At 60.0% G+C, this 13,422-nt stretch carries 11 protein-coding genes; 6 read left to right on the forward strand and 5 right to left on the reverse strand.

Annotation, left to right across the window (positions count from 1 at the left end; translation table 11 throughout):
- Positions 1-17 precede the first annotated feature (17 nt).
- Positions 18-488 carry a cupin domain-containing protein gene (locus BLU39_RS01060; protein ID WP_092708461.1) on the forward strand — a complete coding sequence of 157 codons (471 nt, stop codon included), beginning with the start codon at positions 18-20 and terminating at the stop codon, positions 486-488.
- A gap of 70 nt (positions 489-558) precedes the next feature.
- Here BLU39_RS01060 and BLU39_RS01065 read toward each other — a convergent pair whose 3' ends face one another.
- A complete protein-coding gene (locus BLU39_RS01065) occupies positions 559-1,461 on the reverse strand; it encodes a LysR family transcriptional regulator (RefSeq protein WP_092708464.1) in 903 nt (300 codons plus the stop codon).
- Positions 1,462-1,574: 113 nt separating this feature from the next.
- On the opposite strand from BLU39_RS01065, the gene BLU39_RS01070 reads away from it, so the two are divergent.
- The 3 genes from BLU39_RS01070 to dmpH are packed head-to-tail and all read left to right on the forward strand — an operon-like array spanning position 1,575 to position 3,681.
- Positions 1,575-2,204: an NADPH-dependent F420 reductase gene (locus tag BLU39_RS01070; protein ID WP_092708467.1), complete on the forward strand. Its 630-nt coding sequence runs from the start codon at positions 1,575-1,577 to the stop codon at positions 2,202-2,204.
- Positions 2,205-2,260: 56 nt separating this feature from the next.
- On the forward strand, positions 2,261-2,839 hold the full coding sequence (locus BLU39_RS01075; protein WP_090185779.1) for a YceI family protein: 579 nt from the start codon (positions 2,261-2,263) through the stop codon (positions 2,837-2,839).
- Between the two features lie 53 nt (positions 2,840-2,892).
- On the forward strand, positions 2,893-3,681 hold the full coding sequence (gene dmpH / locus BLU39_RS01080; RefSeq protein WP_092709820.1) for a 2-oxo-3-hexenedioate decarboxylase: 789 nt from the start codon (positions 2,893-2,895) through the stop codon (positions 3,679-3,681).
- A 28-nt stretch (positions 3,682-3,709) separates the two neighbouring features.
- Here dmpH and BLU39_RS01085 read toward each other — a convergent pair whose 3' ends face one another.
- Genes BLU39_RS01085 through BLU39_RS01095 form a run of 3 tightly spaced genes read right to left on the reverse strand, consistent with a single transcriptional unit; the run spans position 3,710 to position 7,842 of the window.
- A complete protein-coding gene (locus BLU39_RS01085) occupies positions 3,710-4,624 on the reverse strand; it encodes a SphA family protein (protein WP_092708470.1) in 915 nt (304 codons plus the stop codon).
- Positions 4,625-4,648: 24 nt separating this feature from the next.
- Complete coding sequence (locus BLU39_RS01090) at positions 4,649-6,100, reverse strand: aldehyde dehydrogenase (protein ID WP_090185766.1); 1,452 nt, start codon at positions 6,098-6,100, stop codon at positions 4,649-4,651.
- Between the two features lie 23 nt (positions 6,101-6,123).
- Positions 6,124-7,842: a GMC family oxidoreductase gene (locus BLU39_RS01095; RefSeq protein ID WP_092708473.1), complete on the reverse strand. Its 1,719-nt coding sequence runs from the start codon at positions 7,840-7,842 to the stop codon at positions 6,124-6,126.
- Between the two features lie 262 nt (positions 7,843-8,104).
- On the opposite strand from BLU39_RS01095, the gene BLU39_RS01100 reads away from it, so the two are divergent.
- Both BLU39_RS01100 and BLU39_RS01105 read left to right on the forward strand, forming a co-directional pair.
- Entirely contained in the window at positions 8,105-10,228 is a 2,124-nt protein-coding gene (locus tag BLU39_RS01100) for a TonB-dependent receptor (protein WP_092708477.1), read from the forward strand.
- Between the two features lie 16 nt (positions 10,229-10,244).
- The gene (locus BLU39_RS01105) at positions 10,245-12,422 is read left to right on the forward strand and encodes a beta-glucosidase (protein ID WP_092708480.1); all 2,178 of its coding nucleotides are present in this window, start codon (positions 10,245-10,247) and stop codon (positions 12,420-12,422) included.
- Positions 12,423-12,431: 9 nt separating this feature from the next.
- Here BLU39_RS01105 and BLU39_RS01110 read toward each other — a convergent pair whose 3' ends face one another.
- Positions 12,432-13,418, reverse strand: a complete 987-nt coding sequence (locus BLU39_RS01110) for an AraC family transcriptional regulator (protein ID WP_092708483.1) — start codon at positions 13,416-13,418, stop codon at positions 12,432-12,434.
- Between the last annotated feature and the right edge of the window lie 4 nt (positions 13,419-13,422).

Consider the following 13,422-nt stretch of genomic DNA (forward strand, 5'->3'; position numbering starts at 1 on the left):
TCGCATGAAAGGCAAGCATGAAAAGCCAGCTGGATAAAATGGAGTCTGATGCGGGCGATCCGGAAACTCCGCCCACGGTGCCATTCTGGCATATGAAGCCAAACGCCGATGGCCAATCGACTATTGAGCGACAGGAACTGGCGGATTTCATCCGCAAGAGTGTTAGCGGCGATGCAGATCCATTCTGGATGCGTGAGTTTCAGGGCAATGCAAAGGCAGTTTGGTTCAACGTCATGCCTGTCGGCTGGGTCGGAGAATGGCATCCTAGCCCTGCTTTGCAATGGGTAATCGTGTTGACTGGTAGATGGTTCATCGAAACCCAGGATGGGCAACGGATTGAGATGGGCCCGGGCGACATTCATTGGGGTGAAGACGTGAGCGACTCCGGCGCGACAACGCAGATCAACCACCGTTCGGGACAGATAGGGGCACATCCCTGCGTCCAAATCATGGTGCAGTTCAGCAGTAAGTGTGAGCAGGCACTTTAACGCATGGTGACCACAGTAGACGGCTCCAAGCTGAAGATCGGGGATTAGCTTGCGAGCACACCGCAAGCCGCTAATCGCGCCAGACTGGCGCCTGAAACGACTCAACTAGAAAATCGATCATATAGCGCAACTTCAAAGGCAGTTGCCGGCGCGAGGCATAGACCGCGTAGATGCCCAGTTCTACCGCCTCGTATTCAGGCAGCAGGCGCACCAGTGCGCCCGAACGCAACGCCTCATATAGCAGGAAATCCGGCTGCATCACGATGCCATGGTGTTTCAGTGCGGCGGCCACACAGGTATCGCCGCTATTAGCGTGCATGCGTGGCCGCGTCTTGACTGTTTCAACGACGCCGTCGGCGCGTTTGAACTCCCATTCATCGCGCGATGACCAATAGGTGTAAGACACGACCTCGTGCGCCACGATTTCCTGCGGATGCAGCGGCGTCCCATGCCTTGCCAAATATTCTGGTGAGGCGCACAGCACCATTCTCGTAGTTGCCAGCTTGCGTGCGATAAACACTGGGTGTGGCGAGCGTGAGATCCGGACCGCTAGGTCCAGCCCCTCTTCCACCAAATCCGCCGTGCGGTCAGACAAATTCACGTCGAGCGACACCTTCGGGTGTTGCGCGAGGAAGTCGCCCCACAGCGGCGCCAGCAGGTTGTTTCCGAAGGTGACCGGCGCGGTGACGCGCAAGTGCCCTGCCGCCTCTCCGGTACGCGTATTGAGCTCAGACTCGGCTTCCTCCAGCGCGTTGAGCAACTCGGTGCAGCGCGCATAAAACATTTTCCCGTCATCGGTTAGGGATAGCGTGCGGGTGGTGCGGTTCAGCAGCCGTGCGCCCAAGCGTCGCTCCAGATCGGCTAGCAGCCGGGAGACCGCTGCCTTCGAGCTGTTGAGCGCCTCGGCGGCACGCACAAAGCTGCCGTTGTCGACCACCGCGACGAAAACTTTCATTTCCTGGAATCTGTCCATTGGCTCGGAATTCGGAACAAACAATCATTCTAAGCCATATTTATCTCGCTGCGAGATATCGGTAAAGTCTATTCATCGGCTACCGCCTGGTGGCCAACTTAAAGGAGCAACAGATGAATATCACGATTATTGGCGCCGGCAACATGGGCCGTGGCCTGGTACAACAACTGGCCAAAGCTGGCCACCAGATCACCATCACCGCCCGCGACCTGGACAAGGCAACCCAACTGGCCGCCGAGTTCGCCGGTGTCAAAGCCGCGCCTGCAGCCAGCGCGCTTGGCGAGTCGGCCGTGGTGATCGTTGCCACCGGCTTTGCCGATGCGGTACCTGCGTTGCAAGCCTTGGGCAACCTGGATGGCCGCGTGGTCATCGACATTACCAATCCGCTGACCGCTGACTACATGGGCCTGACCATCGGCCACAGCACTTCGGCAGCGGAGCAAATCGCCGCCGCGATTCCGGGTGCGCAAGTGGTCAAAGCGTTCAATACCGTATTCGCCCAGATACTGGCGGGCGGCCCGGAACTGAATGACCAAAAGATTCCGGTCTACTTCGCCGCTGATACCGAGCAAGGCCGTGAAACCGTGCGCAGCCTGATCGACAGCATCGGCTTCGCACCGGTCGATGCGGGCCCACTTAAAAATGCGCGCTACCTCGAACCGCTCGGCGGCCTGAACATCTACTTCGGCTACGGCGCAGGTCTCGGCACCAGCATCGCCCCAAGCTGGATCGGCATTCAATAAGCAAAGCGGTGGGCGGCTTGCCGCCTGCCCCATATCATCCCAACCTGGAGAAAACCATGAAACGTACCTTTCTGATCGCTGCCCTGATGAGCCTCGGCGTCTCGCTGAGCGCCGGCGCCGCCGAAGCCACTTATCAACTCGATCCTAGCCACACCTACCCGAGCTTTGAAACCGACCACTTCGGTGGCGTATCGGTATGGCGCGGCAAGTTCAACAAGAGCAGCGGCAGCTTCACGCTGGACACCACCGCTAAAAAAGGCACGCTGGACGTGACCATCGACCTGAACTCGGTCGACATCGGCAACGGCGTGCTGGATGCTGAGCTGAAGGGCGACAAGTTCTTCGATACCGCTAAGTTCCCGACCGCCAGCTACAAGGGCACCTCGTTTAAATTCAAAGGCAACGTTCCAGTCGAGGTGATCGGCGAACTGACGCTGCATGGCGTAACCAAGCCGCTCAACCTCAAAGTGCTGTCGTACAAATGCTTTGAGAATCCAATGATGAAGAAAGAAGTCTGCGGCACCGACTCGATCGCCACGTTTAGCCGTGAAGATTTCGGTATCGACTACGGCAAGGGCTACGGCTTCAAGATGCCAGTCACGCTGCGCATTCAGGCAGAAGGCATCAAGCAATAAGCTTGATACGCCCAGCCGAGGCTGGGCGTCTCCAACACCAGAACAACTCCGCAATGACACTCCCCGCCCCCTCTATTGTCGCCTTAGCCCACCGTCTGGAGCAGGCGGAACTAAACGCCGCACCGATCAGCATGCTCACCGATGAACATCCGGAAATAGATCTGGCAGATGCCTATGCCATTCAGGACGCCATTCGCGACGCCAAGGCTGCGCGCGGTGCAAATGTCCGGGGATTGAAAATGGGACTGACCTCAGCCGCCAAGATCCGGCAGATGGGCGTTTCAGAACCGATCTATGGCTTTCTCAATGCCGATCACGCGCTTCACAGCGGCGCCGAGATCAGCACAGCACAACTGATACACCCCAAGGTCGAAGCGGAGATCGGTTTCGTTCTCAAGCACCCCTTACGCGGGCCGGATTGCCAGATCGAGGATGTACTGGCAGCCACCGCATATATCGTCGCAGCAGTGGAAGTGATCGATTCCCGCTATCAGGATTTTCGGTTCGACGCCAGGAGCGTCATCGCCGACAATACCTCGGCAGCGCGCTATGTGGTCGGCGAGCGCCACCTCGACGTCACCAGCCTGGATCTGCCACATCTCAAAATTTCGTTACGCAAGAACGGCATTGTCGCAGCAGTCGGTTCAGGCGCCGATGTACTCGGCCATCCCGCCGCCAGTGTGGCGATGTTGGCTAATATGCTGGGCTCGCGCGGCAGGTATATCCCCGCAGAGGTGCTGATCATGACGGGGGGTGCCACCGAGGCGGTGCCGGTGCATGCAGGCGATTGCATAACCGTAGACTACGACGGGCTCGGCAGCATCTCCATGCAGTTCACTTGAGAAGACGCTGCCGCCGGGCACTTCGCTGCTAAAGCGGAATCAGCGTCTTGATCCAGAACGCGCCGCCTGAGGAACGGTTACGAACCTCATACTGCCGCTCGTACTTCGCGGTGATCATCCAGCCTTTATCATTTTGATAGCGCAGCGACGGACCGATCGCAAACGCCCGCCCACGGTTCCCGCCCGCTACCGCCACGCCGCCAACTTTATCATCGCTGATCTGGCGATAGATGTAGCCACTGACGCCCAGGGCCCAGCCATTACCCATCCCCCAGCCCAACGCATAGTCCGCGTGCAACTCCTGGCCGGATTTATAGTCGGTGTCCTTGTTGCGGAAATTGTAGTCGTACATCAGCTTCAGATCTGCATTCAGCCCTTTGGACTGAATGTAAGAGATGGCAATCAGCGGCTCGATGTTCCAGTAGTTACGGCCGATACTGGCGACATCGTTGCGGTCGTAACGCCCGGTCGGCGCATTGGTCTCCAGGGCCACCACGTAATGTAGCTCCGGCGAGACGTGATAGCCGAGTGCCGCTGCCAGATTGATGTCGCCGATGCCGGTGTTGCGGTTCTTATTCGACCCAACACGGACATCGACATTCAGCAGCGGAACAATTGCATGCACGGCCAACTGACCACCGAGCACCTTTTGGTCGGTTACCCAGATGAAGCGTGGAATCACACCGGCCACGTCCGCCTTGAAGCCACCGATGGCAGCGGCAATATCGTTGCCGCGATCATCGCGCAGTTCTGTCGCATGGTAGCTGGTGGCGTACACCAGCGGATAGAATCCCGGAGGCGGCATGGCGCCGACCAGGAAGTTTTCCACGCCGTTCGGATAGATGCTGCCGCCGCCTTCGGTGGCGAGCGCAGGCGCACACAGCGCGACGCCGAACACGGCTGCCGCAGTGCAGCGCGTGCGGATACCTCGGTTACTTTTCATGATTTGTCTCCTCTATTATTTTTATCAGAATGGGTATTGCTGATTTTCCGGCTCGATGGTGATCCACTTGAGTTCCGTGAATTCATCGATGACAGCGCGGCCATCGAACTTGCCATAGCCGCTGTGCTTGGTGCCGCCGTATGGCGACTGCGCCTCGTTCTGCACCGTTGCGCCGTTCACGTGCACGCAGCCGGCATCGATCTGCAGCGCCACCGACAGTGCGCGGTGGACGTCGTGGCCGAACACGCCTGCGGACAGGCCGTAGGCAGTATCATTGGCTACCCGTACCGCCTCTTCAGCACCTTGCACCCGCACCACGGTGGTGATCGGACCAAAGGTCTCCTCGTCGTAAATACGCATGTCGGGCGTGACATGGTCCAGGATGGTGGCTGGCATCATTGCGCCTTCGGCGTGGCCGCCACACACCAGCTTGGCCCCCTTGCTGACTGCGTCATCGATCAATGCATTCAACCGTGCGCCATTCTCGTTGCTCACCATCGGGCCGATCACGCAACCTGCGGTCTTGGCCGGATCGCCAACCGGCAGCTCCTGGGCGCGTGCCGCGTACTTGCGTACAAACTCGTCGGCCACCGCCGTGTCCACCACTAGGCGCTCGGTCGACATGCAAATCTGTCCCTGATACAGGAACGAACCGAATACCGCTGCCCGCACCGCCGCGTCGACATTGGCGTCATCCAGCACCACCAGCGGCGCCTTGCCACCCAGCTCCAGCAGGCAGCGTTTCAGCTGGGTAGCAGCCTTCTGCGCGATGATGCGGCCGATTTTGGTCGAGCCGGTGAAGTTGATGCGGCGTACGGCTGGATGGGCGATCAGCGCATCGATAACGTCGGCGGCATCGGCCGGGTCGTTGGTCAGGAAGTTCAGTGCACCCGGCGGCAGGCCGGCATCCAGCAACGCCTCTGCGACCAGCAGATGGGTACGTGGGCTCGCCTCCGAGGCCCGGAACACTACCGTGTTGCCACACACCAGCGGATAGGCAATGGCCCGCGCCGCCAGCACCACCGGGCCATTCCACGGCACGATGCTGAGCACCACGCCGGCCGGCTGGCGCACCGTCATCGACAGCGCGCCCGGCTTGTCGGTTGGGATGGTTTCGCCCTGGATTTGCGTGGCAAGGCCAGCCGCTTCGCGGAACAGATTGGCGGCCAGCATCACGTTAAAGCCGCTCCACAATTCCGAGGCGCCGACCTCATTCGCCATCGCCTCGATAAACTGCGGCGTCTTCGCCTCCAGCGCATCGGCCGCCTTCAACATGATGCGGCGGCGTTCTGTCGGGCTGGTCAGCGACCAGCTTTTAAAGGCAACGCCAGCCGAGGTTGCTGCTTTATTGGCGTCGTCCACCGTAGCGGCGGCAGCCACCGTCACTTTCTGCCCAGAGGTCGGGCTGATGCGGGCATAGGTCGCGCCACCAGCGGCGGCCACATGTTGATTGTCGATGATGAGTTTGGTATCCATGCTGTTCTCCTTTGTTTTAATAATCAGGCTTCTGCCTTCAGAATTTCCGCCATCCGCTCGCCAATCAGGACGCAGGTGGCCATGGTGGCGACCGAGACGATTTGCGGCATGATCGAGCTGTCGGCGATACGCAAGCGTTTAATACCATTCACACGCAGCTTGCTATCCACCACCGCCCGATCATCCTTGCCCATGCGGCAGGTGCCGCTTTCGTGGAAATAGGTGGTGGCGCCGTTGCGAATAAAATCTGCCATTTCCTTGCCGACCAGCTTTTTGGCTGGTGCCACTTCGCGCTTGACATGCGCACGCATAGGCGCGGAATTGCCGATGTCACGGCACATCTCGATCCCGACTGCGAGTGCCTTGACGTCATCGTCATGGCTCAGGAAGTTCGCGTGCACCACCGGCTTGTCGCCGCTTTTATCCGAGCGGAGCGCAATATGGCCACGGCTCTTAGGCTGCACCAGGCCGGCGCACAGCGCCCAGCTATTGCCAGGTGGGCTGTAGCTCTTGGCGATAACTTCGCTCGCATACGGAAGTTCGATCTGCACCAGGTTAAGATCGGGCGCGCCCTGACGCTGCTTGCTGCTTTGCATAAAGCCGGACGCTTCTGCCCCGCTATTGCGCAAATCGCCGGGCGCGGTAGATTCCCACAGGCAGCCGCCGTGCAGAATGTGGTCCTGGAAGTTCTTGCCGACTTCCGGCGCATGCATTACGGTCTTGATGCCGTGACGCTTCAGTTCCTGCTGGTCGCCGATGCCGCTTAACATCAACAGCTTGGGGGTGTTGATGGCTCCGGTGGACAGGATGACTTCACGGTTGACTTTCACCTTCAGAGGCTTGCCGTCACGCGTGATTTCAACACCTGTCACTTCATTGCCGCTCAAGCTGAGACGGTCAATATGGGTATTCACCAGCAGCGTGACGTTTTTCTGCCCCAGCACCGGGTACAGATAGGCTTGCGCCATACTGTGACGCTGACCGTCCTTGATGATCTGGTTCATCATCGCGAAACCGATATCGCGTTCTTCGCGTGCGCCGTTCAAGTCCTCCAGCACTGGCAAGCCGAGGGCAGCACATGCCTGCAACATGGCGGGAGCAATCGGTGCCGGATCGTGAGCAGGCTGGCACCAGACTGGACCGCCCTGGCCACGATAGTGCGCGTCGGGCTTGCCTTGCCAATTTTCCATGCGACGATAGATCCCCAGCGCATGCTCATAGCCCCAATCCTGATCGCCAGTCACGGCAACCCAGTCGTCAAGATTTTTCTTGAACGGCCGCGCCCAAATGGTGGCGTTGATGCTGCTGCCGCCGCCGACGACTCGTCCCATGTGCTCTGGAATGGCACGGTTATTGACGTGCGCTGAGCGCTCCGAGACAAAAGCCCAGTCGCGCGGCGTACCCAGATTGGTAAACCACTGGCGTGGGTCGGCGATGGAAGGCGCGGTGTCCCAGTCGCCGGCCTCGATCAACAGAATCTTCACCTCCGGATCTGCCGCCAGTCGGTTAACGATGGCGCAGCCGGCGCTGCCGGAACCGCAAACGATGTAATCATAGGCGTCCAGCAATGCCTTGCCGCGTTCTGCCTGATTGGCGCGGATAGCGTCAAGATTGTCCGCGAGCGCACTGACGCCGGCGCCGAGCAAACCGGCCGCGCCCATAAAGCGCATAAAGTCGCGGCGGCCGATTCGGCCTTTAATAAACGCCGCTTCCAGCGACGCCTGCTGATCCTTGTTCGACATAGTCTCCTCCAGTCTGGTTAATGTCCGGCCCTCTGACGGGGTCCGATCTCTTCACAGCGTAGATCGATCACGGCTGACCGTCTTACGGAATGTGGCCAGCGCTGACGGGAAATGGCCAGAATTTGGTAGCAAACGACAAGCTTCAAATTTTGGCAATTTTCCGTTGCCGTTGACCAGATTCCGTTATCTCCCCTATCGGTCTTTCCCGTAGCCTCCTCGCACAACAAAACAAGACATTCAAACAACTACAAGGAGACCTAAGATGAATGGATTCAAGAAGCGCCCTATCGCTCACGCCATAGCCATGATGATGATGTGCGGGATCAGCCAGGCGCAGAACCTGTCGGAAGAAGAGAGCAACAACCAGGGCAAGATCGTCGAAGTGATGGTTACGGCGCAACGTGTTGCCCAGCCGGCGTCCAAGACGCCGGTTGCGCTCAGCGTCATCAGCGGTGATGATTTGAAAAGCGCCGGCGCGGTCAATGCATCCAGCCTTACCGACCTGGTGCCGAACGTCCAGGTGGCCAACAGCAACGGTGCCACAGTGATTGCCATCCGGGGTGTCAGCAGCGCAGACAACACCGAGAAAGGCGATCCATCGGCCTCCTTCAACATCGATGGTGTGAATATCGCCCGGCCGCAGTCAGCTGGACTGGCCTTCTACGACCTTGAACGTGTCGAAGTGCTGCGCGGCCCGCAAGGCACGCTGTACGGCCGCAACGCCACCGCCGGCGCCATCAACCTGATTACCAACAAGCCGGCGGACCGCTTCGAGGCCAGTGCGGCGTTCGAGGTGGGCAACTACAGCACGCGCAAGGTTGACGCCATGCTCAACATCAAGGTCAACGATGCGCTGGCGTTGCGCGCGGCGGTTTCCGGCAGCAAGCACGACGGCTATCTGCGCTCGACCCAGGGCTTGCAGCGCGACTTCGACGATGAAGATACGATCTCGGGCCGCATCCATGCACTGCTCAAGCTGGCCCCCTCGGTCAGCCTGCTGTTGAGTGCCGACAGCAGCGAAATGCGCGGCGCCGGTCCGTATGCAGTACCCGTGACCAGCTTCCTGTCATCCAGCGGCGACGCGCAACGTACCGCCACGCCCGATATTCAGGGCGAGATTCACAATCGCGCGCAGGGCTACAGCGCCGAGTTGAAAGCCGATGTCGGCCTCGGTGAGCTTGTATATCAGGCCGCACACCGCAGCTATGACCGCGATGAAGTGCAGCCGTTCGGCTTTGGGCTGTCCGCCCTGCCAACCTACACCTACGCCGACGCCAGCTATACGCAAAATTCGCACGAGTTGCGGCTGGCATCGACATTTGGCGCCTTCCGCACGATTGCCGGCCTATACTGGTTCAAGGAACAATCGCGGCTGGACTTCCAGGTGTTGAATTTTCCGGATCTCGGCGAACTTCGCTTTGTGCAGGACCCAACGATCTCGAAGTCCAAGGCCGCGTTTGGCGACCTCACCTACAGCGTGTCGCCGGACCTGCGCCTGACCATAGGCGCGCGCCGTACCAAGGACGACAAATCGCGCCAGGGTTTCTCGCTGTATGGCAATCCGGTGGTTGCCCGCGATGTCAACGATGCTGCCGTCAGCTATGCCCAGACCACCGGCAAGCTCGGCATCGACTACACGCCAAGCAAGTCGGTCATGCTCTACACCACCCTGTCCAGCGGCTACAAGGCCGGTGGTTTCAACGATGGCACCACCGCCTCCAATCCCTTCCTGACCTACGATCCGGAAAAGCTGACCTCGCTCGAGGCGGGCGTCAAGGGCCGTTTCCTCAACAACAGCCTTCAGCTGACCGCTGCAATATTCCGCTATGACTACAAGAATCTCCAACTGACCTCGCTGGTGGCGGACCCGGTCAACGGTGCAGTCACGCAACAAACAAGGAATGCTGCCAAGGCCAAGATCTCCGGCGTGGAACTGGAAGGAAAATATGCCATCACCAACAACGACAAGATCGACTTCTCGCTGACTTATCTGGACAGCACCTACGAGAACTATCATCCGACCACCAGCATCGACTGGTCCGGCGCGCGGCTGGACAAATCACCGCGCAGCTCAGTTGGGCTTGGATACACCCATCATTGGGATCTTGCCAGTGGCGCCTCGGTCAGTGGACACATCGGCACACGCTACAGCAGCTCCTATGTGTTGAGCGATTTTTCCATCCCGCGCCAATATCGCCAGGATGGCTTTCACAAGAGCGACGCCACGCTCACCTATACGCCAGCGGCCGGTGCGTGGTATGTGCAGGCTTATGTGCGCAATATCGAGGATAAAAACGTGATGACCTCGTACACCGCACAGCCGATCGGCAACGTCAGCATTGCGCCGCCAAGACTGGCCGGCCTGCGTGTCGGCGCCACATTCTAATACTCCCGGAGACTACATGCTGAAACGCTTTTCAATTATCATTGCCGCATTGGCTGCGCACAGTCTCGCCACAGGCGCAGACTGGCGCGACAGCCGTCTGTCACCGGACGAACGAGCCCGCCTGCTGGAGAAGCAACTCACGCAGGACGAGCGCATCGGACTGCTACACAGTCCACTCGCCATGGACTTGGGCGACTATAAGAAGCCGGCCAGTGTCATGGCCTCGGCCGGCTACGTCGCTGGCGTGCCGCGACTCGGCATACCAGCGCTGCATGAAAGCGACGCTAGTCTGGGCGTCACCAACCCGCTCAATTCCCGGCCAGGCGACAGCGCCACCGCCATGCCATCCGGGTTGGCGCTGGCGTCCACCTGGAATACCCAACTAGCGCGGGCCAGCGGCGCACTGATCGGGCGCGAGGCACATGCCAAAGGCTTCAACGTACTTCTTGCCGGCGGCGTCAACCTGGCGCGCGACCCACGCGGCGGGCGCAACTTTGAATACCTGGGCGAAGATCCGCTGCTGGCCGGCATCCTCGCCGGTGAATCGATTGCCGGCGTGCAGAGCCAGCACGTGGTCTCGACCATGAAGCATTTCGCGCTGAATGCTTACGAGAACGGCCGCAATCATCACAACATCGTCATTGGCGACGCCGCCATGCAGGAAAGCGACCTGCTGGCATTCAAGCTGGCCCTTGAGCGTGGCCAGCCTGGCGCGGTCATGTGTGCCTATAACAAAGTCAACGGCGTATATGCGTGCGAAAACGAAGCATTGCTGGGCAAGGTGCTGAAGCAGGACTGGGACTACCGGGGTTGGGTCATGTCGGACTGGGGCGCCGTGCATTCGGTCGGTGCAGCCCGTGTGCTCGATCACCAATCCGGGGAACAGCTGGACCAGCAAGTCTACTTTGGCGAGCCACTGAAACAGGCGGTCGCCGCCGGCACTATTCCGCAGTCCCGGGTGTCGGACATGGCGCGCCGCATGTTGCGTTCAATGTTCGCACAGGGATTATTCGAACATCCGGCCACCCCAGCGCCTATCGATTACGCCGCGCACGCGCAAGTCGCTCAGCGCGCTGCGGCCGAAGGCATGGTCCTGCTACGCAATCGCGACCGCCTGCTGCCACTGGGGGACAACCTCAAGCGCATTGTCGTCATTGGTGGTAACGCCAGCCTCGGCGTGCTGTCCGGTGGCGGTTCTTCGCAGGTAGCGCCGTATGGCGCGCCACCGCTGATCCAACCGCTAGGCGGCGTCGGCCCGCTGGAGACGATGTTCCGGCGTGCCTTCTGGTTCGGCCCGGCACCGCTGGACGCGATCCGTGCCCATGCCGGGAAGGCCGAGATCGTATTCAACGACGGCCGCTATCCCGCCGCCGCTGCCGCGCTGGCCAAGGATGCGGAGGTGGTCATTGTTTTCGGTACACAGTGGAACGGTGAAGGCGAAGATGTGAGTGATCTGAGCTTGCCACAAGGCCAGGATGCGCTGATTGCCGCCATCACCGCCGTCAACCCGCGCACGGTGGTGGTACTGGAGACCGGCAATCCTGTGCTGATGCCGTGGCTTGAAGACAGCGGTGCGGTACTGGAAGCCTGGTACCCCGGACAATACGGCGCGGCCGCGTTGGCTGACGTGTTGTTTGGCAAAGTCAATCCATCCGGCCATCTGCCGATGACCTTTCCCAAATCGCTGGACCAATTGCCGCGTCCCCAGTTGCCTGGCCAGGGCTTGCCGCCGAACAGCGCCTTCGACATTGTGCTGAATGAAGGCGCCGACGTCGGCTATCGCTGGTTCGCCCGCAACCAGCAAGCGCCGCTATTCCCGTTCGGCTATGGCCTTTCTTACACCAGCTTCGCAGTCTCGAATCTGCAGGTCGCCGGCGGCAAAACCTTGACGGTGAGTTTTGACATTACCAATACCGGCGCACGTGCCGGCGCCGACGTGCCACAAGTATATTTAAGGTCGGCAGCAGGCAAGCCACTGCTGCGCCTGATCGGCTGGGACAAAGTGCAGTTGAACCCGGGCGCGCGGCAGCGCGTGACCTTGGTGGCCGATCCACGTCTCCTCGCGCACTACGATCCGGCAATCAATGGCTGGAGCGTGGCGGCTGGCGAATACCGTGTCACCGTGGGCGAACATGCGAATGATGCCGCGCTTGCGGGCGCAGCCCAGGTGGTGGCGCAGACCATCAGGCCCTAAGCTCGAAAACTAACGAGCAGCCACGGCACGCGTCTCCGAAGGGGTTTCGCCGAATACCTCGCGGTACTTGCGGTTAAATTCGCCGAGGTGGCGAAAACCCCAGTGGTAAGCGATGTCGGCAATGGTCTTGTCGTGCAAGCGCGCCTGCGAGAGTTCAGCCCTGACTCTCTGCAGACGCAAGGCGTGCAAATACTGCATCGGCGTGGTGTCGCTGGCGAGGTGGAACGCCCGCGTCAGCGAACGGATGCTACAGGAAGCTGCGTCAGCAATATCGCTGAGACGGATGTCGGCCTCCAGATGTTGATTGATGTATTCCACCGCCTGACGAAACTGTCGCGGCGTAGCCTTGACCGCATTGCTGGTCTGGTCGACGTGATAGTTGCTAGGCTGGATGTTCAACAAGGTCATCATCAGCAGTTCTTCCATGCTGGCCAATTCCATCGCCGACGGCGAAGCATTCACCGTCGCCACCACGAAACGCAGCAAGGTGGTCCAGCGGTGACTGGCTTCCGAAGATGGCATCCGGTAATCGAAGCGCAAGCTGCCGTGCGGTGCCTCGTCGTGCAGCTTGAGGCTGAAGGCTTCAAAGCGGCTGCGATCAAACCGCAGTTTCAAGACTTCCGTATCCGGTTCGTACAGGAACACAGGCCGATCCTCTTCCTGCGAAACAAAGGTGGCGCCACATTGCGCGCCATAGAGCCCGTGGCGGGTTCCTAACCCAGCGCGGCCGGCAATTGCCGTGGTCACCAGCACTGCGCCCGTCAACCCCTGCGGCTCTATTTCGACTGTACGACCAAATTGGAACGTCGAGATCGCCACATTGCCACAAGTGGCAGCCCGCACATGCACCGCCTGTTCGCGGGCGGAACGCGCCAGCGCCGGACGCGCAACAAAGGCGCCCTGCAGTGTCTCGATGGCTGACCTTGCCTCAGCCAGGTCGCGCGTGGCGACTCTGGTGAAGCGATCGGATAATCTTAAACCGGCTTCGCTGAACATCACG

The sequence above is a fragment of the Janthinobacterium sp. OK676 genome (assembly GCF_900103595.1).
In the GTDB taxonomy this organism is placed as follows: domain Bacteria; phylum Pseudomonadota; class Gammaproteobacteria; order Burkholderiales; family Burkholderiaceae_D; genus Janthinobacterium.